This window comes from Geothrix sp., from assembly GCF_020622065.1.
Classification (GTDB): domain Bacteria; phylum Acidobacteriota; class Holophagae; order Holophagales; family Holophagaceae; genus Geothrix.
Genome location: NZ_JAHRYQ010000002.1, coordinates 518,799 through 539,435 on the forward strand (window position 1 = coordinate 518,799; position 20,637 = coordinate 539,435).

A 20,637-nucleotide genomic window follows, 5' to 3' on the forward strand; every position below is an offset into this window, starting at 1 on the left:
TCGATCGGAGTCAGACATGCCGAAGCTCGTCCGCATCGCCAATGGCCAAGGTTTCTGGGGCGACAGCATCGACGCCCCGGTGCGCCTGGTGGAGGCCGGGGGCATCGACTACCTGACGCTGGACTACCTGGCGGAGGTCACCCTCTCCATCATGCAGAAGCAGCGCCGGAAGGATCCGAAGCTGGGCTATGCCACCGATTTCGTGGACTTGATGAAGCGCGTGCTCCCCCAGCTCAAGGCCACCGGCATCCGCGTGGTGGCCAACGCCGGCGGCGTGAACCCCGAGGCCTGCCGCGCCGCCGTGCTGGAAGTCGCCCGCCAGCTGGGCATCACGGGCCTGAAGGTCGCCACGGTGACTGGCGACGATGTGCTGGCCCGGCTTCCCGAGTTCGAGGCGAAGGGCCTGAAGCTCGCGAACATGGACACCGGCGAGGGGCTCTTCGACGCGCCGCGGACCATCCTCAGCGCCAATGTCTATCTTCAGACCCAGGCCATGGTGGAGGCGCTGGACACCGGCGCGGACATCGTGCTGACGGGCCGCTGCACGGACCCGGGCCTGACCCTCGCGCCCCTGATCCACGAGTTCAAGTGGGCCCCGGAGGATTGGAACCGCCTGGCCGCAGGCACGGTGGCGGGCCACATCCTCGAGTGCGGCGCCCAGAGCACCGGCGGGAACTTCAGCCGCTGGTGGGAGGTCCCCGAGCTCTGGAATGTGGGCTACCCCATCGCCGAGGTCGCGGAGGACGGCACCTTCGTCATCACCAAGCACGCGGGCACCGGTGGTCTGGTCACCGTGGATACCGTCAGCGAGCAGCTGGTCTACGAGATGGGCGACCCGGAGAACTACATCACGCCCGATGTGGTGGCGGATTTCACGAGCATCCACCTCGAACCGGCCGGACCCGACCGGGTGCGCGTCAGCGGCATCACCGGCAAACCCCGCACGCCCTTCCTCAAGGTGAGCGGGGCCTACCTCAAGGGCTACAAGGCGACGGGCCAGCTGACCCTCTGCGGCCCCCGGGCCCTGGAAAAAGCGCAGCTCTGCGCGGACATCGTCTGGAAGCGCCTGAAGGCCGCGGGCTTCGACTACGAGCACACGGACGCCGAATTCCTGGGCGCCAGCACGGTGCACGCGGGCATCGCGCCCGCTCCGGCGGATCCCGCCGAGATCGTCCTGCGCCTCAGCGTGAAAGATCCCGACCGTAAAAAAGTGGAGCGCTTCGGTCGGGAGATCGCCCCGCTCGTCACAGCGGGCCCGGCGGGCGTCACCGGTTTCGCCGGAGGCCGGCCCAAGGCCCAGGAGATCGTGGCCTACTGGCCCGCCCTGCTGCCCCGGGAACTCGTCACCTGGCAGGTGAGCGTCGAGGAGATCTGAGGGCTCAACCATCCAGCTGTCCGCGGCATCCAAGGGGTGTCCGGGCCTGAGCCTGCCCTTGCGGAATCGGGCCCGCCGCGCATCCTTGTTTTCACAGGTTCCAGGAGCTTCCATGCGCCTTCCCGCCCTGCTCTCCGGTTCACTCGGGATCCTCGCCCTGCTGGGATGTTCAAGCTCGGATCACGCTGACGGCCCCGCCTCCGGCTACCTGGTGAACGCCATCGCGGTGGCCGACATCGATGCCAACGGCCTGCCGGACATCCTCGGCATGGTCTCCACGAGCCTCGGCGGGGCCGCGACCCAGGGCTATGTGTCCACGCGGCTCCAGGGGTCCGCCGGAAGTTTCGTCCTGCCCACCCGCTTCGGCGTGGGCAGCGGTCCGGCCAACCTGATCCTGGCGGACCTGAATGGGGACGGTCGCCCCGATCTCATTGTGGCCAACGCCGGGGACCAGAGCCTCTCGGTCCGCCTGGCGGATCCCTCCCGGCCCGGCTTTTTCCAGCCCGCCACCGTGCTCGCCACGCCGGGGCGCCGCCCCCTGGATGTGGCCGCGGGGGACTTTGATGGCGACGGCCGGATGGACCTCGTGGTGGCGGCCAGCGGGGCCAACAGCGTGCTCGTCTTCACGCAGACCGCCACCGGTGCCTTCAATGCGCCCCTGGCCTACGCCGTTGGGGGCGATCCCCAGGCCGTGGTCGCGGCGGACCTCGACGGCAACGGCCGGACCGACTTCGCCGTGGCCACCACCGCCAACACCGTGTCCGTCCTCCTCCAGACCGGCGCCGGGATTTTCGCCCCCGCCGTGGACTATGCGACGGGCACCCAGCCCGTGGCCATCAAGGCCGTAGACCTCAACGGGGACGGCAGACCTGATCTGCTCACCGCCAACTACGGGGCGGCGGTCGGCCCCACCGCCCAGGGCCTGAGCGTACTGCTCCAGGGCGCACCCGGTACCTTCCTGGCACCTGTCCACTACGCCACCGGCTACCGCTCGACCGCCCTGGCCATCGGGGACCTGAACGGCGATGGCAAGGTGGATGTGGTGGTGGCCGATTCGGGGCTTCCGGGCGATCCGGGCGGCCTCTCCGTCTTCCTCCAGGATCCCACCACGCCCGGGGCCCTCTTGGCACCCACCAGCTACCGGGGCAGCTGGGGGCCCATGGGCGTGGCCATCGGCGACATGGATGGCGATGGCTTCCCGGATCTGGTGGTGGCGGACGGCGACATCACCGTGCGCCTCAACAGCCCAACCGCCCCAGGCACCTTCGGCCCCCCGCTGTTCTTCTACAACTGACGCGAAAAGGCCCCGTTTCCGGGGCCTTTTTTCGGGAGCGGAACGCTCACCCGAGGCTGACATTGATCTTGCGCGGCCGGACCTCCGGGCGCTTCGGCACCATGAGGGTCAGGACGCCGTTGCGGAGTTCCGCCACCACCTTCTCCCCCTCCACATCTTCGGGAAGGCTGAAGGTGCGGCTGAAGTGACCGTGGCTGCGCTCGGACAAATGGATGCGCTCACCGTCCTTCAGGACCTCTTCCTCGCGCTTCCCGGCCACGGTGAGGCGGGTCCCCTCCAGGCTGATCTCGAGGTCGGCCTCGAGGATGCCAGGCAGGTCAGCCCGGAACTGGTAGGCATCCGGGCTCTCCTTCACATCGAAGCTGGGCATGAAGGCGGCGGTCGGGGCACCGAGGTCGTAGTCGCGGAGCGGATCCCAGCGCATGAAATCACGCATGAAGCGGAAGGGCTCCAGGGTCGCGGCCGTGGCCGGCGTCACTTGGGGGGTGCGGGTGCGAAGGATGGTCATGATTCCTCCTGTGAATGGGGCACTCAGCCATCGATGAGCCTGAGTCCCAGGCCATGATGCTGTTACCGAATAAAATCTTAGTGCTTAAACATCATATGTCAAGCCTCGATTTTCAAGAAATCATAATTATTCGTTCTCAAGGGGTTGACCTATCCACCCGACCCGGTAGATTGGGTCCCGCCTTGGAGGTCCCATGCGCCGGAGCATTCTCATCCTCGGCCTCTTGTCCGCGGGCGTCTTCGCGGGCTGGTGCGGCCACGCCCTCACCCCGAGCCTCGCCAGGCCCCGTCCCGTGGAGCCCCGCGGTCCCCTCCCCGAGTGGGAGCAGGTGCCCATCCGGCGCTTCAAGGAGGCCGCCCCCAGCGTGGTCTACATCACCACCACCGAGGAGCGCAGCCGGGACTTCTTCGGGCTCGATGTGGTGGAGGTGCCCGCGGGCTCGGGCACGGGCTTCATCTGGGATGCGGAAGGACATGTGGTGACGAACTTCCATGTCATCCAGGGCGCCGCACGGGCCTACATCACCCTGGCGGATGGCAGCCGCCATGAGGCCGCCTATGTGGGCGGGGCCCCGGACAAGGACCTGGCCGTGCTCCTGCTGGCGAAGACACCCCCGAAGCTGCGGCCCATCCCCCTGGGCACCAGCGCCGACCTGCAGGTGGGCCAGGCCGTGCTGGCCATCGGCAATCCCTTCGGCCTGGACCAGACACTCACCACCGGCGTGGTCTCGGCCCTGGGCCGCGAGATCCAGAGCGTCACCCGGCGCCGCATCGCAGGGGTCATCCAGACGGATGCGGCCATCAACCCCGGCAACAGCGGCGGGCCGCTGCTGGACAGTGCGGGCCGCCTCATCGGCGTGAACACCGCCATCCAGAGTCCCAGCGGCGCCAGCGCGGGCATCGGCTTCGCCGTGCCCGTGGATACCGTGAACCGCGTGGTGCCGCAGCTCATCGCCCGGGGAAAGCTGGAGCGCCCGGACCTGGGCCTCGAGCCCGTGGCGCCGCGGCTGGTAGAGCGCGCCTTCGGCCCCCAGAAGGGTGTGATGGTCGGCAAGGTCTTCCGTGGCGGCGCCGCCGCCCGGGCCGGCCTCCAGGGGGTCGGCGTAGACGGTCGCAAGGTCGTCGCCGGCGACCTCATCCAGGCCGTGAACGGCCGCGCCGTCGAGGATTGGGACGGCCTGCTGGATGCCGTGGAGGCCCTGCCCCTGGGCAGCAGCGCCCAATTGGACATCCAGCGCGAAGGCCGCAAGCTGCGGGTGCCCATCCGCCTGGAAGCGGCGCGGGACTGAACCGTCTCGGGGAAGAAAAAGGCGACTCCGCCCGCGGGGGGCCCGCGGGCGGATGGATCAGCCCTGGATCCACACGGGCTCGAGGCCCAGCAGCCGGGTGACGGCCTCCCGGCCCCGGGGCCCGGGGTCCACCGTGAAGTCGTTCACCCAGGCGTTCACATAGCGGCCGATCATCTCGCGATCCATGCCGCGGCCGAAGGACTGGCTGTAGTCCACGCTCTCCCAGTGGCGGGCGCGGGCCATCTCGACGCTCTTCCGCATCAGGACGGCGAAGCGCTGCTTCACCTCGGCGGGCAGGTCCTTCCGGATGGCGTTGCCGCCCATGGGCAGGGGCAGGTCGTAGGCATGCTTCCACCAGGCGCCCAGGTCCACCACCAGGCGCAGCCCCGCGTCCCGGTACATGAGCTGGCTCTCGTGGATGAGCAGGCCCGCCTCGAAGCGGCCCTCGGCCACGGCCGGCAGGATCTGGTCGAAGGGCACGAGCTCGACCGCGGCCTCGAAGCCATGCTCGGCGCACCACTTCCGCATGGCCAGGTAGGCGCTGGTGCGGCGCCCCGGGATGGCGATGGTCAGGCTCTTCAGGGCCGCCACCTCCAGGGGCGCGCGACTCACCACCAGCGGGCCCGTACCTTCCTGGATGCTCGACCCTGCCGTCAGCAGATCATAGCGGTCGTTCAATTCGGGATAAGCGCCGAAGCTGATGGCCGTCACATCGTACCGGGCCTCCACGGCCTCGGCATTCAGGGTCTCGATGTCCTTGCGGATGAACTCGATTTCGAAGCCCTCGGGATCCAGCCAGCCCAGCGCCAGCGGCGCCATCATGTAGGCATCATCGGAATCGGGACTGTGGGCAATGGTGAACTTCATGGCAACCTCACCTCCAGTTCAGCATAGATTTGACGGCCCTACGAACACCAAGCTCGAGGGCGCCCATGGAGCCAGGGGCTCTTGATCGAATTGAACAAGACTCTGCTTCATATTGATCGATCAAATGATTGGTCCCTCAACGACAACGAATTCAACATTTTATTTATCAAATATTTAAACACTGGCCCGGAATCTGCGTGGTTGGTGGGGTTGACCTGTTGGGTACCTGCCCTTGGCAGATGCCGGACGCCTGGGTCGCCCTTTCCCTTTCGGCCGATCCCGGGCCAGGCCTCACCGCCTTCCCCGGGGGCCTCATCAGGAGCAGACATGTACACCTACGATCGATTCGTCCATGGGTCCTTGGTGGTCTTGTTGGTGGCCGGCTTCACCGCCTGCCAACCCAAGGCCAACGATCCCGCCGTCCAGGCCCAGGTCGCCGCCCAGCTGCAGGCCAAGGCCGCGGATGACCGGGTGGCCATGCTCGAACAGCAGGTGGCCGACATGAAGGCCGGCAAAACCACCGCCTCCGGCGACCAGGAGGCCCTCAAGCAGGTGACCGCCGCCCACATGCGCGCCCTGGACCGCCAGCTGACGGAGGCCCGCCAGCGCGCGTCGGATCGCCGCAAAGATGCCGTCACCTTGGCCTCGACCCCGGTCGCCCAGCTTCCCAAGGTGACCACGGTGGAAGTCCCCAGTGGCACGCGCATCACCGTCAGGATGAGTGCCGACCTCGCGACGGATCGGGATCAGGCCGGCGATCCCTGGTCGGGAACCCTGTCCGAGGATGTGGTGGTGGGCGGCACCGTGGCCTGGACCGCAGGTACCACGGTCAGCGGCGTCGTCGCCCAGAGCACGCCCGCAGGCCGCCTCTCCAGCGGCAAGGGCGGGCTGGGCATCCGCCTGACCACGGTGGGCCGCAACGGCGTGGACGCTGGAACCTACATGGTGGTGGGCGATGCCCTCGGCAAGCGTGACGCCAAATTCATCGGAGGCACCGCCGCTTTGGGTGCGCTGGTCGGCGTGCTCACCGACAAGAACCACCAGGGGGATCATGCCCTGGGTGGTGCGGCGGCGGGTGCACTCGCCGGAACGGCGCTCGCGGCCGGCACCGCCGATACCGTGATCCGCATTCCCGCGTCTCAGTCCGTCACCTTCTCGCTGACGGCCCCGGAGCAGGTCACCCTCCGGTAGGTTCATCCAGCCGCCCTTCGGGTGCTGAGGATGCGTTCAACGCGGAGAAAAGCCGAGTCCGTCGGGCCGCTCTTCTCCGCGTTCATTCAACCCGCCCGGTCCTGGGTGATTCAGCGGATCGCTTCGGGGTTCTGCGCGGCCAGCTTGCCCTTCACGCGCTCCACCGCCTTGGCGGCCAGGATGTAGCGCGGGTTCTCGTCCAGGGCGTGGCGGAAGTGCTCCAGGGCCTTGTCCAGCTGACCCTTGGCCTCATAGACGCGGCCCAGGTTGAAGTGGGGGAAGCAGTAGCTTTCGTAGCGCTTGGCCTTCAGGGCCATACGCAGCCAGGGAATCGCCTCGTCGGGCTCGCCCTGCTCGACATAGTAGGCGCCGATGTCGTTGTAGGGATTGCCGAACTCGGGATCCAGGTCGATGGCCCGGTGGCAGTCCTCGATGGCCGAGGCGTAGTCCTTCTCGAAGGACCGGGCCCAACCCCGGAAGGTGTAGGCCTCCGCTGTGGGGCAGATCTCGATGGACTTGGTGTAGAGGCTGATGGCCTTCGCCACCTCGTTCTTCATGTGGAGCTGATAGGCCTTCCCCACCCACTCCATGGCTTCCTGGCGCTTGTCCTGCCGATCCTGCTCGTCGCTCATGGGAGGCCCTCGCCGCCATCAGGATAAAACCTTCAGACCTCGGATACCATCCTCCCCATCTATCCTGGTGTCATGGCCAACGACCTGCCCGGCTCCTACTGCCAGAACTGCCTCACCTGGAATCCCGGGGATCGGGAGACCTGTGTGAAGTGCGGCACGCGGCTCCTCATCCTCGCCGGGGACCAGACCTGGGAGGACGAGCCCGAGGAGGCGGAGGGCGGCGAGGATCTGGAAGAACACCTCCTGGAGCGCATCACCGGCCTGGAAGAGACCCTCCGCCGGGTGGAGACCTACCTGGAGACCGTCTCCGACCAGCTGGGCAAGCTGGAGCGCAGCGAGGTGATGCTGCGCAACGGCCTGATGGCCCTGGTGCAGGAGATGGAGCAGAAGCGCCAGCTGGATGCCCATGCCTTCTCCGAGCGCTGGGAGCACCTGGTGGAGGAGAACCTGAACCTCATCAGCGCCCGGGAACTCTTCACCCGCTACCGGGCCCGGATCCTCCCCATCGCCCGGCCCAAGTCCATGTCCCAGCTCAAGCGGGCCCTGCTGGAGACCACGGCCCTGCTGGAATCCGCCGACCTGCCGGGCGCCGCCCAGCGCCTGGGCCAGGCCCTGCCCCTGGATCCCAAGAACTACGAACTCATCTTCACGGTCGCCTCGCTGCACGAAGCCGCGCAGAACTTCGAGGAGGCGGAAAGCCTCGCCCGGAAGGCCGTGGGCCTGAGCCCCCGCCACTTCGAGGCCTGGATGCTGCTGGCCAAGCTCCTCCAGGAGTTGCCCGAGCGCGCCGACCAGGCCATCGAAGCCATGCACCAGGCCGCGGACCTGCGCCCCGATGACCCCGAGCCCCGCATGATGCTCGCGGAGCTGCTCCTGGAGCAGGAGGATCTCCAGGGCGCCCTGGAGGCCGCGCAGGAGGCCGTGGCCCGCCGGAAAGACGGGGAGACGCTGCTGTTGCTGGGGCAGGTCCACTTGGCTCGCGGGGAGAGCGCCCTGGCCGTGCCCGTGCTCAAGGATGCCAGCGCCTACCTGCCCGGCGACCTGCATGTGCGGGAGGCCCTGGCCGAGGCCTACCTCCTGCAGGATGAGCGCCCCAAGGCCTTCGCCATCCTCCATGAGCTGCTCCTGCAGAACCCGGGGGATCCGCAGCTGCTGCTGATGCTGGATGCCGAGACCCACTCCCAGCTTCGGGAGGCCCGGGACGGCAAGCCCGGCACCCAGACCCTGCTGGACGAGGCCGAGACCCTTCTGGACGAGGACCAGCTGGAATCCGCGGCCCTCCTCCTGAAGCGCGCCCGCCGCAAGGGCCGGAGCCAGCGCCTCGAATGGCTCGAGCTGCGCCTGGCCTTCCTCCGTCAGCCCGAAAAGACCCTGAAGGCCGCCCTCGACTTCGCCTGCTCCGACCGCCACCCCCGCCTGTGCTTCCTGGCCCTGCGCCTGGTGCTCGAACACCTCATGGCCCAGAAGCGGGAGCCGGAGATCGCCCGGGCCCTGGACGCCTTCCTCACCCGGCATCCCAAGAGCAGCGGCGCCTGGGAAGCCGCCCTCATGCGCCTGGCCTACCGCCTCATGAACGGCCAGGTCACCGAGCAGGACCTCGTCGAGGTCCGCCGCCTCCACGCCCACCCCCTGCCCGGCCTGGAACCCCGCGCCCGCACCCTGCTGGGCCAGTACCTGCTGGCCCTGAAGCACCACCAGGATGTGCTGGACCTGCTGGACCCCCTCCTGGAAAAAGAGCCCACCCTCATCAACCATTTCCAGCTGGGCGCGGCCCTGGCGGGCCTGGGCGAGCGGGAGGAGGCCCGGACCCTGCTCAAGACCGGCCTGGAGGCCGACCCCGGGGACCTCAACGAATCGCAGGCCAAGGGCGTCCGGTCCCAGATCCGGGGCCTCATGAAGGAATTGGACGAACCGCCCCAGCCGTGACCAGGGCCACAGCCTATTAAGTTGACAATTTTGGTCGAGATTTCAGAATGGATGAGGAGCATGTCCCAGCCGCGGGTAGGCGCACCCGCCCCCACGGCCTGGATGTGCCTCACGGGAGACGGCGATGAGCACCACCTTGAATGTGGTCACCAGCCAGGAATACAAGTACGGCTTCGTGACGGACATCGAGGCGGACAGCGTCGCGGCCGGGCTCAACGAGGATGTGATCCGCTTCATCTCGGCCAAGAAGGGTGAGCCCGACTGGCTGCTGGAGTTCCGCCTCAAGGCCTACCGGCATTGGCTGACCATGACCGAGCCCGAGTGGGCCAAGGTCGACTATCCGAAGCCCGACTTCCAGAAGATCGTCTACTACAGCGCCCCCCGGCCCAAGGCACCCAAGTACGCCTCCATGGACGAGGTGGATCCCGAACTGAAGCGCACCTTCGAGAAGCTCGGCGTCCCCCTCCATGAGCAGGAGGCCCTGGCGGGCGTGGCCGTGGATGTGGTCTTCGACTCCGTCAGCGTGACCACCACCTACCGGGAGAAGCTGGCCACGGTGGGCATCATCTTCTGCAGCTTCAGCGAGGCCGTGAAGTCCCACCCGGACCTGGTGAAGCAGTACCTGGGCAGCGTGGTGCCCCCCTCCGACAACTTCTACGCCGCCCTCAACAGCGCCGTGTTCACGGACGGCAGCTTCGTCTTCATCCCCAAGGGCGTGGCCTGCCCCATGGATCTGAGCACCTACTTCCGCATCAACAACAAGGAGTCGGGCCAGTTCGAGCGCACGCTGATCGTGGCCGAGGAGGGCGCCAGCGTCAGCTACCTGGAAGGCTGCACCGCGCCCCAGTTCGACACCAATCAGCTGCATGCGGCCGTGGTGGAACTCGTGGCCCTGGATCATGCCTCCATCAAATACAGCACCGTGCAGAACTGGTACGCCGGCGACAAGAACGGCGTGGGCGGCATCTTCAACTTCGTCACCAAGCGCGGCCTCTGCAAGGGCAAGGGCTCCCACATCAGCTGGACCCAGGTGGAGACCGGCAGCGCCATCACCTGGAAGTACCCCAGCTGCGTGCTGCTGGGCGACGACAGCATCGGCGAGTTCTACAGCGTGGCCCTCACCAACCACAAGCAGCAGGCCGACACCGGCACCAAGATGATCCACATCGGCCGCAACACGAAGAGCACCATCGTCAGCAAGGGCATCAGCGCCGGCGAGAGCTCCAACAGCTACCGCGGCCTGGTGAAGGTGCAGCCGAAAGCCGAGGGCGCCCGCAACTTCAGCCAGTGCGACTCCATGCTCATCGGCCAGGCCTGCAGCGCCAGCACCTTCCCCTACATCGAGGTGCTGAACCGCAGCGCCCAGGTGGAGCACGAGGCCACCACCAGCAAGATCGGGGAAGAGCAGCTGCTCTACTTCCAACAGCGTGGCATCCCGGCTGAGGAGGCCATCAGCATGATCATCAACGGCTTCTGCAAGGATGTCTTCCGCGAACTCCCCATGGAGTTTGCCGTCGAAGCCACCAAGCTGCTGTCGCTCAAGCTCGAAGGAAGTGTCGGATGACCCTCGGAGTGCCCATGCTGTCCATAAAAAGCCTCACCGCCTCGATCAACGGCACGCCGGTGCTGAAGGGGATCGACCTGGAGATCAAGGCCGGGGAGATCCACGCCATCATGGGCCCCAACGGCTCGGGCAAATCCACCCTCGGCAAGGTGCTGGTGGGCCATCCGGCCTACGAAGTCACCGGCGGCGAGGTGCTCTTCGAGGGTCGGAACCTCTTCGAGCTCGAGCCCGATGCCCGCGCGCGCGCGGGGATCTTCATGGGCTTCCAGCACCCCATCGAGGTGCCCGGCGTGAGCAACGCCGCCTTCCTGCGTCTGGCCTACAACAAGAAGGCCGAGGCCGAGGGCCGCGACGAGCTGGATCCCCTCGAGTTCGACGACTTCATCCACGAGAAGATCAAGCTCGTGGCCATGCGCGAGGAGTTCCTGGACCGCAGCCTCAACGAAGGCTTCTCAGGCGGCGAGAAGAAGCGCAACGAGATCCTCCAGATGGCCGTGCTGGAACCCAAGCTGGCCATCCTGGACGAGCTGGACAGCGGCCTGGACATCGACGCCCTGCGGGTGCTCGGCGACGCCGTGAACAAGCTCCAGCGCGCGGACCGTGCCCTGCTGATCATCACCCACTTCCCCCGCATCCTGGAGACCATCCAGCCCCAGTTCGTGCATGTGCTCTCCGGCGGCCGCATCCTCAAGAGCGCCGGCAAGGAGCTGGCCACGGAGCTCGAGGACCGAGGCTATGACTGGGTCCTGGAAGAGGCCGCCGCCGGGGGCGCCCGATGACCACGGTCGCCGCTGGTTCCAACCTGCTGGTGGATCTGCTCAGCGGGCCCCGGCCCGCTGAGTGGGAGACCCTGCGGGTGGAGGCGGAGGTTCGCCTGGCGGGCCGGGACCTGCCCACCACCGCCGACGAGGACTGGAAATACACGGATCTGAAGCCCCTCTCTGGCCTCAGTTTTGGACCCGCCCCCAAGGCCGCCGTCGACATCAGCGGCCACCTGCTCCCCGAAATGGTGGGCACGCGTCAGGTCTTCGTGAACGGGCACCACGCCCCCCATGCCAGCTGCACCTCGGCCGTGCCGGCCGGCGTGCGCTTCTTCCCCATGTCCACTGCCAGCGAGGCCTGCCACGCGCTCGGCAGTGTGGGGGCCGGCACGGAGATGGGCCCGTTCGCGGATCTGAACACCGCCCGGTTCGAGGACGGCGCCGTGATCCTGGTGCCGAAGAACCTGAAGGTGGCACTGCCCCTGCACCTCCTCTTCATCACGCAGGCCGCGGCGCCCGTGGCCACCTTTCCCCGGGTGCTGGTGGTCCTGGAGCGCGGATCCGAGCTTGAGCTGGTGGAAGAGCACCACGGCGAAGGCACCTACCTGAGCTGCCCCGTGGTCGAGGTCCGCGTGGCCGAGGGCGCGATCCTCCGCCATGAGCGCGTGCAGCGGGAGGATCTGGAGGCCTTCCACCTGGGCACCCTGAAGGCCGAGATCGCCAAGGGCGGTCAGTACCATTCCCGCACCCTCAGCTTCGGAGCCCGGCTGTCCCGGCAGGAACCCTGGGTGCGCCTGGCCGAGGGGGCCGAAGCCAGCCTCGATGGCCTGGCCCTGCTGGACGGTCCCCAGGTCGCCGACACGCACAGCTTCATGCTCCACGCGGAACCGAACGCCCTCAGCCACCAGCTGCACAAGTGCATCGTGGATGGCAAGGCGCGCGCCATCTTCAACGGTCAGGTCCGCGTGGCTCCCCATGCCCAGGGCACGGATGCGAAGCAGCAGAGCCGCAACCTGCTCCTCTCCGGATCCGCCCGGGTCGACACCAAGCCCCAGCTGGAGATCTACGCCGACGATGTGAAGTGCAGCCACGGCGCCACGGTGGGACAGCTCGATCCCGAGGAGCTGTTCTACCTCCAGAGCCGGGGCCTGAACGCCGACGATGCCCGGAACCTGCTCACCTACGGCTTCGCGGCCGATGTGCTCACCCACATTCCCGTGGCCAGCCTGCGTCGGGCCCTGCGCCAGCTTGTCATGGCCCGCACCCAGGCCACTTCGCTGGGGGACCTCGGATGAGCGTCGACCTGAAAACCCTCGACATGGCGGCGGTCCGCAAGGACTTCCCCCTGCTCTCCCGCATCCTGCACGGCAAGCCCGTGGTCTACCTCGACAGCGCCGTGAGCGGCCAGATGCCCATTCCGGTCATCGATCGCATGACGCGGTACCAGCGGGAAGAGCACACCAATGTCCACCGGGGCGTGAGCACCCTCAGCCAGGAGGCCACCGACTTCTACGAGGCGGCCCGCGAGAAGGTGCGCCGGTTTATCAGCGCCGGTTCCGTCAAGGAGATCGTCTGGACCCGCGGCACCACGGAGTCCATCAACCTCGTGGCCCAGACCTTCGGCCGCAGGGTGGTGAAGGCGGGCGACGAAATCCTCCTGTCGGCCATGGAGCACCACGCCAACATCGTGCCCTGGCAGATGCTGGCCGAGGAGAAGGGCGCCACCATCAAGGTCATCCCCATGAACGATGCGGGCGAGCTGCTCCTCGATTCGCTCGATGAGCTCCTGACCGAGCGCACGAAGATCGTCGGCGTGGTCCATGTCAGCAATGTCCTCGGCACCGTGAATCCCGTGAAGGAGATCATCGCCCGGGCCCACGCCAAGGGCGTGCCCGTCCTGGTGGACGGCGCCCAGGCCGTACCTCACCTGAAGGTGGATGTGAAGGACCTGGACGCCGACTTTTATGTCTTCAGCGGCCACAAGCTCTCCGGCCCCACGGGCATCGGCGTGCTCTACGGGAAGCTGGCCCTCCTCGAGGCCATGCCGCCCTGGCATGGCGGGGGCAACATGATCCGCTCCGTCTCCTGGGAGAAGACCACCTACATGGCCGCCCCGGGGAAGTTCGAGGCGGGCACGCCGCCCATCGCCGCGGCCATCGGCCTGGGTGCGGCCATCGACTACCTCGAGACCCTCGGCCTGGATCGCATCGCCGCCCACGAGCACGACCTGCTGGTCTACGCCACCGAGCGCCTGACGGGCATCCCCGGCCTGCGCATCCTGGGGACCGCCAAGGACAAGGCCAGCGTGATCTCCTTCGTGGTGGACGGCATCCATCCCCACGACATGGGCAGCCTGCTGGACGGCGAGGGCGTCGTGGTCCGCGCCGGCCACCACTGCGCCCAGCCCGTCATGACCCGCTTCAAGGTCCCCGCCACCACCCGCGCCTCCTTCGCGTACTTCAACACCCGCGAGGAAGTGGATGTGCTCATTTCCGCCGTATTGAAGGCGATCGAGTTGTTCAAATGAGCGACCCCCGCGAGCTGTACCAGCAGGTGATCCTGGAACACAACAAGAAGCCCCGGAACTTCGGGAAGCTTGAAGCCTGCACCCACCACGCGGAGGGGCACAATCCGCTCTGCGGGGACCAGTTGGACCTGACCCTGGTGATCGAGGACGGCCTGGTGCAGGAGATCAAGTTCCAAGGCAGCGGCTGCGCCATCGATGTGGCCAGCGCCAGCCTCATGACCGGCGCTGTGAAAGGTCGGCCCGTGGCCGAGGCCGAGGCCATGGCCGAGCAGTTCCGCGGCATGGTGCGCGGCGAGCTGGAGCCCGGCGCCCAGACGCCCCTCCTGGGAAAGCTCACCCTCTTCAGCGGGGTCAAGGATCTGCCCAGCCGCGTGAAGTGCGCCGTCCTCCCCTGGGCCACCCTCCACGCCGCGCTCAAGGGCGAAGCCGAAGCCTCGACGGAATAGCCATGCCAAAAATCGCTGAAATCGAATACACCCCCAACCCCAACGCGGTGAAGTTCGTGTTGAAGGAATCCGTGGCCGTGGGCTTCCCCAAGTCCTTCCCCAATGCGGAAACCGCCGAGCACGACGAACTGGCCAAGAACCTCTTCGCCGTGGGGAATGTCACTTCCGTCTTCATGCAGGACAAGTTCCTCACCGTCACCAAGACCGACGACAAGGGCTGGCCCGAGATGCTGCCCCTGCTCGCCGCGCCCATCCGCGCGGCCGCGGGCGCGGGTGGGGGCCAGGCCAGCGCCCCGGGAGCGCCGCGAGTCTTCACCAAGATCGAGGATGAGAACGATCCCATGCTGAAAGACATCCGCATGGTGCTGGAAAGCGCCATCCTGCCGGCCCTGGCGGCGGACGGCGGCGGCCTCGAGCTGGTGGGGCGCCATGAGAAGCAGGTGATGATCCGCTACATGGGCGCCTGCGGCAGCTGCCCCGCCAGCCTCACCGGCACCCTGGTCGCCATCGAGGGCATGCTGCAGAAGGAAGTGGACCCCGAAATCGTGGTGATCTCGGTCTGAGTTCGCCCGGCACCCCTGGGTTGGAGCCGCAGCGCAGGCCCTCCGGAGAATCCCTGTGGCCAGGCAGGAGGGGGGCGGCGCTTTTTAGAAGACACAAAGATCCGTTATCTTTGCACCCTGCGGGAGTAGACTGGGTCCACAGCCCCTTGCCGACTTGCCCAACTCCTTGCGCGATGGCCCTTCCTGGTGGTCGCGCATCCCGAACTCGAAGGGAGGTCTCATGTCCATCCACTTCGCCCGTCCGGCGGGTGCCCTGGTTCTGTTGTCCTTGGCTTGGTCCTGCGGAGGCGCCGGTGATGGTCAGAACGCCCCGGTCCTGACCCCGGCCCGCCCCCTTGTCGGCACCTGGAAGGCGCCCCTTCCCACCACGGTCAACATCAGCACCGACTCCTGCAGCAACGCCCTCAATACGATGATGCTGGCCGGCACCCAGCCCTGGACGGTGACCTTCGTCATCACAGCGGGCTCCGACGAGAACCATGTGTATGTCCAGATGAGCTTCACCCGCGGGACCTACGCCCCCGTATCCGCCACCGCCTGCGCAAACCCGATCCTGGTCCCCGAGGTCTCCCCCATGTTCCTCACCGGGGTCATCAGCTCCACCCGGCTGACCCTGTACAACGGGACCACCCCCGCCGGGGTGTTCAACTTCACGACGGACATCCTCACCGGCACCTTCGATTACACCTGGAACGGCATCTACAGCCAGCGGGAATACACCGCGACCAACGGGATGACCCTGCTTCGGCAGTAAGGCCCCGGCGGCCGGCTCCGATCGGCACGGGCATCCTGTACACTGCTTCTGGACCAAGAGGCGTCGCGCCGACGGGCCTTTTTTGGAACTGCCATGACCCACGCCCGTTGCTTCGCCCTCCTCCTCTGCGGCCTCCTCGGGGCGATCCCCGCCCTGGCCCAGGCTCCCGCGACCCGCAAGCTGCCCGAGCACCATGCGAAGGCCGGCGTCCACTGCTTCAACTGCCACCACGAGGAGAAGCCCACCCAGAAGGCCGTGGCTTCCGATTCCTGCATGGCCTGCCATGGCGACTACCCGGCCATGAAGGAAGTCACCAAGCACCTGCCGGTGAACCCCCACGACTCCCACCTGGGGGAGATCAGCTGCACTGAATGCCACCGGCAGCACCAGCCCCCGGTCGTCAAGTGCCTCGAATGCCACAAGGGGAAGTTCAAGTTCACGGCGAAGTAAGAGCAGGCCGGGCCTGAATGGCAGCCTTTTCCCTGGCCCCCCCAGGGGTTCCTCGGTAGTCTGTTCGTTCTGCCGGACTTCGTGTGCCGGGATTCCAGCGCACCACCAGAGCGTGGGCGCAACCAAACGAGGTGGACTTACATGTCCAAGTTAGAATCAATCATCAAAGGCCTGGGCTCCAAGCAGATGGGCCGCATCACCGTGCTCGACGCGGGTTATGTCGAGGACGACAGCGCGGAAGGCCAGGAGTTCATGGCCGCGCTGCAGGGCGAGACCCGCGGTCTCCGCGAGGAAGAGGTCGTCCGTGGCGTCGTCGTGGAGATCCGCGGCAAGGATGTCATCATCGACATCGGCTACAAGGGGTCGGGCACCGTCAATCTGGACGAGTTCAACAACCCCGATGGCACCCAGGGCGTCCAGGTGGGCGATGTCGTTGAAGTGCTGCTCGAGATGCTCGAGGACGCCAACGGCAATGTGCGCCTCAGCCGCGAGCGCGCCGAGAAGATGAAGATCTGGGACGAGGTCGAGAAGGCCTTCCGTTCCAACATGACCGTGCACGGCACCGTGCTCGAGAAGGTCAAGGGCGGCCTGGCCGTGGACATCGGCATCCGCGCCTTCCTGCCCGGCAGCCAGGTGGACATGAAGCCCGTCCGCAACCTGGATCCCTACCTCGGCAAGTCCTTCGACATGAAGGTCATCAAGGTCAACCGCCGCCGGGGCAACATCGTCCTGTCGCGCAAGCTGTTCCTCGAGACCATCAACGCGAGCCTGAAGGAAGAGACCCTGGCGGGCCTCGAGGAAGGCAAGCTGGTCGAGGGCGCCATCAAGAACATCACCGAATACGGCGCCTTCGTCGACCTCGGCGGTGTGGACGGCCTGCTGCACATCACCGACATGTCCTGGGGCCGGCTCAACCACCCCAGCGAGATGTTCCAGGTGGGCGACAAGGTCGAAGTGGCCGTGCTCAAGTATGACAAGGACACCGAGCGCGTCAGCCTCGGCTACAAGCAGAAGTTCCCGGATCCCTGGCTCTCCGTCGAGGAGCGCTATCCCATCCAGGCCACCGTCAAGGGCAAGGTCGTCTCGATCACAGACTACGGTGCATTCGTGGAACTGGAGCCCGGCATTGAGGGCCTCGTCCATGTCTCCGAGATGAGCTGGACGAAGAAGGTCAAGTCCGCCAAGGGCATGGTCAACCTGGGCGACCAGGTCGAGGCCCTGATCCTGCAGGTGGACAGCGAGAACCGCCGCATCAGCCTCGGTATGAAGCAGATCACCCCCAACCCCTGGATGGCCATCGCCGAGAAGTACCAGCCCGGCATGATCGTCACGGGCACCGTGCGCAACATCACGGAGTTCGGTGCCTTCGTCGAACTGGAAGAGGGCATCGACGGCCTGATCCATGTGTCCGACTTCAGCTGGACCAAGAAGATCAAGCACCCCGGCGAGATCGTGAAGAAGGGCGACAGCGTCACCGCCAAGGTCCTCAACCTGGACCCCCTGGCCCAGCGCATGAGCCTCGGCGTGAAGCAGATGGAGCCCAATGTCTGGGAGATCTTCTTCGAGAACCACAATGTGGGCGCCGTCATCACCGGCAAGATCGCCCGCCTGACCGACTTCGGCGCCTTCGTCGACCTCGGCGACGGCATCGAGGGCCTGGTCCATGTGTCCGAGCTGAGCCGCAAGCGGGTGGAGGACATCCAGAAGGAGTTCACCGCCGGCCAGGAGCTCACCATGAAGATCGTGAAGCTCGATCCCACCGAGCGCCGCATCGGCCTCTCCGTCAAGCAGTTGGAGCAGGACATGGAGCGCGGCGATTTCGAGGCCGCCAAGGCCCGCCAGCCCGAGTTCAAGAAGGCGACCCTGGCCGACGCGTTCAACAAGGCCGAGCGGGAGTAGTCCCCAGCCCGTTCCACGGATGGAGCCCCCGCGAGGGGGCTTCATCGTTCTCGACCTAGTGGGTGTTTTTTCACAGCCGCCCGGGACCAAGCCGCAAAGGCTTGCGGGCCGCGGGATTTAGCCTCCCCCTCCATTCCGGAATGGGCCTAAATCCTGTGGCGCGCCCCAAGCGTGCTGGATAAACTCGGGATTAATCGAATGTCGATCCAAGCCGCAAAGGAAGCTCCATGAGCGAACTTACCCGGAAGGAAGTAGTCTTCATCCTCAAGTCGGGGAAGAACTTCCAGCGCGCCGATCTGAGCGGCCTCGATTTGCGGGGCTTTGACTTCACTGGGGCGAACCTCTCCGAGGCCAACCTCGCGGGCGCCGTCCTCAACGAAACCCGGCTCTGCGGCGCCAGCCTCATCGGCGCGGACCTGCGGCTGGCCAACCTCGACGAAGCCGATCTTGAAGGCGCCAACCTCAGCCGCGCCCGGCTCGCGGGGGCGAACTTCGCGGGAGCCAACCTCAGCGGCGCCGACCTCACCTTCTTCGACATCCAGCAGTACGAACCGGCCACCGTGCCCAACCTCCGCGGGGCCAGCCTCGCCGGCGCCATCCTCAGCGGCGTCATCCTCACGGGCCTGGACCTGAGCGGGAAGAACCTCCGCGGGGCCGACCTCAGCGGGGCCGACCTCCGCCAGACGGTGCTGGAGGGCGCGGACCTCGAAGGCGCCAACCTCGGACAGGCCAACCTGGTGGGGGCGAACCTCGCCAAGGCCAACCTCTCCGGCGCCAGCCTCCTGGGCGCCACCCTGGGCGGGGCCAACCTGAACCTCGCGAACCTGGGCGGCAGCAACCTGGCCGACGCCGATCTCCACTGGGCCAGCCTCACCGAGGCCAACCTCGAGGGCGCGAACCTGAGCCGGGCCAACCTGAAGGGCACGAACCTCAGCGGCGCCAACCTGGCCGGCGCGGACCTCCGCAACCTCGACATCCTGAAATACGAAAAAGACGATGTGCCCAAGCTCAAGGGCGCGAACCTCAGTGGCGCCAACCTCCACGGCACGAACCTCCGCGCCATGGACCTGGGGCGCACGAACCTCAGCCGGGCCGACTTGGCCGAGACCGTGCTGCGCCAGGCCAACCTGGAGGGTGCGGACCTGCATGGCGCCAACCTCCAGAAGGCCGACCTCAGCGGCTGCAACCTCAGCGGCGCGGTGCTCGCCGGCGCCAACCTCGGCGCAGCCCAGCTGGGCGGCGCGGTCCTGAGCAACACCGACCTCCGGGAAGCGGATCTCACGGGCGCCGACCTGCGCGACATCAACCTCGGCGGGGCCAACCTCAGCGGCGCGAACCTGACCGGCGCCAGCCTCACGGGGGCCCAGCTGGACGGCGCGGTGCTGGTGGGCACCCTGCTCGTGGGCGCCAACCTGGCCAGCGTGGACCTCTCCCGCAAGAACATGAAGGGCGCGGACCTCTCCCGGGCGGACCTCGCCCAGACCAACCTCGATGGCGCCAACCTCGCCGGGGCGCTGTTCAGCGGCGCCAAGCTCCAGGAGACCCACCTGGGCGGTGCGAACCTCCGCGGCGCGAAGCTCAGCGGTGACGACCTCCGCACCGCCAACCTCTGCGGGGCTGACCTCTCCGGGGCCGACCTCTCCGGGGCCGACCTCGCCGGCAGCATCCTCAGCGCGAACCTGCACGAGGCCAACCTCTTCGCCGCCAACCTCCGCGGGGCCACCCTGGACCGGGCCGTCCTCACGGGCGCCAACCTGTCGGGCGTGGACCTCAGCGGCTTCGCCCTCGAAGGTATGGATCTCAACCGCGCCGTCCTGAACGGCGCCAACCTCACGGGCGCCAAGCTCAAGGGCGCCATCCTGCGCGGCGCCCAGGCCCTGGGTGCGGATCTCAGCGGCAGCGACCTCGCCAGCGCCGACCTGCGCAACTCGGACTTCAGCGGCACGAATTTCTTCGCCTGCAACCTGGAGGGCGCGAACCTGCGCGAAGCCAATCTGGCCTCCCTGCCCACGGAATCCCGCGGCGAGTACCGCACCAACCTCAGCAATTCCAACTTGAACCGGGCCAACCTCAGCGGCGCGAACCTCTATCAGGCCAACCTGAACGAGGCGAATCTCGTGAACGCCGATCTCACGGGCGCCAGCCTCGTGTGGGCCGACCTCCGTGGCGTGGATCTCCGCCAGACCTCGCTCAAGAACACGGACCTCCGGCAGGCCAACCTCGACGGCGCGAACCTCTGCGGGGCGGACCTCCGCGAGACCATCCTGCAGGACGCCTACCTGGACGGCGCGAACCTCTCCGGCGCGAACCTCTCCGGTGCGAACCTCTCCGGTGCGGACCTGCGCCACACCAACCTCATCGACGCCAGCCTCGATGGCGCCGACCTGAGTGCCGCCAACCTCAACGGCGCGAACATGGTCTGGGCCAACCTCAGCGGCGCCAATCTGGGCCGGGCGAACCTCAACCGGGCCAAGCTCAGCGGTGCCAACCTGGGCGGGGCCGACCTGCGCGAGGCGAACCTGGATGAAGCCAACCTCGACGCCACCAACCTGACTGGCGCCAAGCGCTAAGCTGACCGGCGTCCAGCGCTGA

General features: G+C 67.1%; 18 protein-coding genes. 15 read left to right on the forward strand and 3 right to left on the reverse strand.

The annotated features are described in order from the left end of the window. The first annotated feature begins 16 nt into the window (after window positions 1-16). Together QZ647_RS11830 and QZ647_RS11835 are read left to right on the forward strand one after the other, a co-directional pair. A complete protein-coding gene (locus QZ647_RS11830; RefSeq protein ID WP_291272356.1) occupies window positions 17-1,375 on the forward strand; it encodes an acyclic terpene utilization AtuA family protein in 1,359 nt (452 codons plus the stop codon). Between the two features lie 112 nt (window positions 1,376-1,487). Further along, the gene (locus tag QZ647_RS11835; protein WP_291272357.1) at window positions 1,488-2,669 is read left to right on the forward strand and encodes a VCBS repeat-containing protein; all 1,182 of its coding nucleotides are present in this window, start codon (window positions 1,488-1,490) and stop codon (window positions 2,667-2,669) included. Between the two features lie 46 nt (window positions 2,670-2,715). Here the strand turns inward: QZ647_RS11835 and QZ647_RS11840 are convergent, their stop codons facing one another. Next, entirely contained in the window at window positions 2,716-3,177 is a 462-nt protein-coding gene (locus tag QZ647_RS11840; RefSeq protein WP_291272358.1) for an HSP20 family small heat-shock protein, read from the reverse strand. A gap of 193 nt (window positions 3,178-3,370) precedes the next feature. Here QZ647_RS11840 and QZ647_RS11845 point away from each other — a divergent pair, with 193 nt between their 5' ends. Further along, window positions 3,371-4,465 carry a trypsin-like peptidase domain-containing protein gene (locus tag QZ647_RS11845; RefSeq protein ID WP_291272359.1) on the forward strand — a complete coding sequence of 365 codons (1,095 nt, stop codon included), beginning with the start codon at window positions 3,371-3,373 and terminating at the stop codon, window positions 4,463-4,465. A 57-nt stretch (window positions 4,466-4,522) separates the two neighbouring features. On the opposite strand, the gene QZ647_RS11850 is transcribed toward QZ647_RS11845, so the two are convergent. Then, window positions 4,523-5,332 (reverse strand): MqnA/MqnD/SBP family protein, encoded by an 810-nt coding sequence (locus QZ647_RS11850; protein WP_291272360.1) that lies wholly within the window; start codon window positions 5,330-5,332, stop codon window positions 4,523-4,525. A gap of 327 nt (window positions 5,333-5,659) precedes the next feature. On the opposite strand from QZ647_RS11850, the gene QZ647_RS11855 reads away from it, so the two are divergent. Continuing rightward, on the forward strand, window positions 5,660-6,523 hold the full coding sequence (locus QZ647_RS11855; protein WP_291272361.1) for a hypothetical protein: 864 nt from the start codon (window positions 5,660-5,662) through the stop codon (window positions 6,521-6,523). Window positions 6,524-6,633: 110 nt separating this feature from the next. Here QZ647_RS11855 and QZ647_RS11860 read toward each other — a convergent pair whose 3' ends face one another. Further along, window positions 6,634-7,155, reverse strand: a complete 522-nt coding sequence (locus tag QZ647_RS11860; RefSeq protein ID WP_291272362.1) for a tetratricopeptide repeat protein — start codon at window positions 7,153-7,155, stop codon at window positions 6,634-6,636. A gap of 72 nt (window positions 7,156-7,227) precedes the next feature. On the opposite strand from QZ647_RS11860, the gene QZ647_RS11865 reads away from it, so the two are divergent. The 11 genes from QZ647_RS11865 (at window position 7,228) to QZ647_RS11915 (ending at window position 20,615) form a co-directional block, all read left to right on the forward strand. Further along, window positions 7,228-9,081 (forward strand): tetratricopeptide repeat protein, encoded by a 1,854-nt coding sequence (locus QZ647_RS11865; protein ID WP_291272363.1) that lies wholly within the window; start codon window positions 7,228-7,230, stop codon window positions 9,079-9,081. A 124-nt stretch (window positions 9,082-9,205) separates the two neighbouring features. Further along, window positions 9,206-10,645, forward strand: a complete 1,440-nt coding sequence (sufB, locus tag QZ647_RS11870; protein ID WP_291272364.1) for a Fe-S cluster assembly protein SufB — start codon at window positions 9,206-9,208, stop codon at window positions 10,643-10,645. A 14-nt stretch (window positions 10,646-10,659) separates the two neighbouring features. Next, the gene (gene sufC / locus QZ647_RS11875; RefSeq protein ID WP_291272365.1) at window positions 10,660-11,424 is read left to right on the forward strand and encodes a Fe-S cluster assembly ATPase SufC; all 765 of its coding nucleotides are present in this window, start codon (window positions 10,660-10,662) and stop codon (window positions 11,422-11,424) included. After that, entirely contained in the window at window positions 11,421-12,701 is a 1,281-nt protein-coding gene (gene sufD, locus QZ647_RS11880; RefSeq protein ID WP_291272366.1) for a Fe-S cluster assembly protein SufD, read from the forward strand. Before sufC ends, sufD begins: the two co-directional genes overlap by 4 nt. Then, window positions 12,698-13,933 (forward strand): cysteine desulfurase, encoded by a 1,236-nt coding sequence (locus tag QZ647_RS11885; protein WP_291272367.1) that lies wholly within the window; start codon window positions 12,698-12,700, stop codon window positions 13,931-13,933. The genes sufD and QZ647_RS11885 overlap by 4 nt, the downstream gene beginning before the upstream one ends. After that, window positions 13,930-14,379: a Fe-S cluster assembly sulfur transfer protein SufU gene (gene sufU / locus QZ647_RS11890; protein ID WP_291272368.1), complete on the forward strand. Its 450-nt coding sequence runs from the start codon at window positions 13,930-13,932 to the stop codon at window positions 14,377-14,379. The genes QZ647_RS11885 and sufU overlap by 4 nt, the downstream gene beginning before the upstream one ends. A gap of 2 nt (window positions 14,380-14,381) precedes the next feature. Continuing rightward, entirely contained in the window at window positions 14,382-14,942 is a 561-nt protein-coding gene (locus QZ647_RS11895; protein ID WP_291272369.1) for a NifU family protein, read from the forward strand. Window positions 14,943-15,162: 220 nt separating this feature from the next. Beyond that, window positions 15,163-15,696, forward strand: coding sequence for a hypothetical protein (locus tag QZ647_RS11900; protein ID WP_291272370.1), 534 nt, complete (start codon window positions 15,163-15,165; stop codon window positions 15,694-15,696). Between the two features lie 93 nt (window positions 15,697-15,789). Next, window positions 15,790-16,146 carry a cytochrome c3 family protein gene (locus tag QZ647_RS11905; protein WP_291272371.1) on the forward strand — a complete coding sequence of 119 codons (357 nt, stop codon included), beginning with the start codon at window positions 15,790-15,792 and terminating at the stop codon, window positions 16,144-16,146. Between the two features lie 141 nt (window positions 16,147-16,287). After that, complete coding sequence (locus QZ647_RS11910; protein ID WP_286355118.1) at window positions 16,288-18,045, forward strand: 30S ribosomal protein S1; 1,758 nt, start codon at window positions 16,288-16,290, stop codon at window positions 18,043-18,045. A gap of 227 nt (window positions 18,046-18,272) precedes the next feature. Further along, window positions 18,273-20,615: a pentapeptide repeat-containing protein gene (locus tag QZ647_RS11915; RefSeq protein ID WP_291272372.1), complete on the forward strand. Its 2,343-nt coding sequence runs from the start codon at window positions 18,273-18,275 to the stop codon at window positions 20,613-20,615. Window positions 20,616-20,637: the final 22 nt, after the last annotated feature.

Excerpts from the sequence above, each read along its gene's own strand:
- QZ647_RS11830 (WP_291272356.1), top strand. The coding sequence starts at position 17 with ATGCCGAAGCTCGTCCGCATCGCCAATGGCCAAGGTTTCTGGGGCGAC.
- QZ647_RS11835 (WP_291272357.1), top strand. The coding sequence starts at position 1,488 with ATGCGCCTTCCCGCCCTGCTCTCCGGTTCACTCGGGATCCTCGCCCTG.
- QZ647_RS11840 (WP_291272358.1), bottom strand. The coding sequence starts at position 3,177 with ATGACCATCCTTCGCACCCGCACCCCCCAAGTGACGCCGGCCACGGCC.
- QZ647_RS11845 (WP_291272359.1), top strand. The coding sequence starts at position 3,371 with ATGCGCCGGAGCATTCTCATCCTCGGCCTCTTGTCCGCGGGCGTCTTC.
- QZ647_RS11850 (WP_291272360.1), bottom strand. The coding sequence starts at position 5,332 with ATGAAGTTCACCATTGCCCACAGTCCCGATTCCGATGATGCCTACATG.
- QZ647_RS11855 (WP_291272361.1), top strand. The coding sequence starts at position 5,660 with ATGTACACCTACGATCGATTCGTCCATGGGTCCTTGGTGGTCTTGTTG.
- QZ647_RS11860 (WP_291272362.1), bottom strand. The coding sequence starts at position 7,155 with ATGAGCGACGAGCAGGATCGGCAGGACAAGCGCCAGGAAGCCATGGAG.
- QZ647_RS11865 (WP_291272363.1), top strand. The coding sequence starts at position 7,228 with ATGGCCAACGACCTGCCCGGCTCCTACTGCCAGAACTGCCTCACCTGG.
- sufB (WP_291272364.1), top strand. The coding sequence starts at position 9,206 with ATGAGCACCACCTTGAATGTGGTCACCAGCCAGGAATACAAGTACGGC.
- sufC (WP_291272365.1), top strand. The coding sequence starts at position 10,660 with ATGCTGTCCATAAAAAGCCTCACCGCCTCGATCAACGGCACGCCGGTG.
- sufD (WP_291272366.1), top strand. The coding sequence starts at position 11,421 with ATGACCACGGTCGCCGCTGGTTCCAACCTGCTGGTGGATCTGCTCAGC.
- QZ647_RS11885 (WP_291272367.1), top strand. The coding sequence starts at position 12,698 with ATGAGCGTCGACCTGAAAACCCTCGACATGGCGGCGGTCCGCAAGGAC.
- sufU (WP_291272368.1), top strand. The coding sequence starts at position 13,930 with ATGAGCGACCCCCGCGAGCTGTACCAGCAGGTGATCCTGGAACACAAC.
- QZ647_RS11895 (WP_291272369.1), top strand. The coding sequence starts at position 14,382 with ATGCCAAAAATCGCTGAAATCGAATACACCCCCAACCCCAACGCGGTG.
- QZ647_RS11900 (WP_291272370.1), top strand. The coding sequence starts at position 15,163 with ATGTCCATCCACTTCGCCCGTCCGGCGGGTGCCCTGGTTCTGTTGTCC.
- QZ647_RS11905 (WP_291272371.1), top strand. The coding sequence starts at position 15,790 with ATGACCCACGCCCGTTGCTTCGCCCTCCTCCTCTGCGGCCTCCTCGGG.
- QZ647_RS11910 (WP_286355118.1), top strand. The coding sequence starts at position 16,288 with ATGTCCAAGTTAGAATCAATCATCAAAGGCCTGGGCTCCAAGCAGATG.
- QZ647_RS11915 (WP_291272372.1), top strand. The coding sequence starts at position 18,273 with ATGAGCGAACTTACCCGGAAGGAAGTAGTCTTCATCCTCAAGTCGGGG.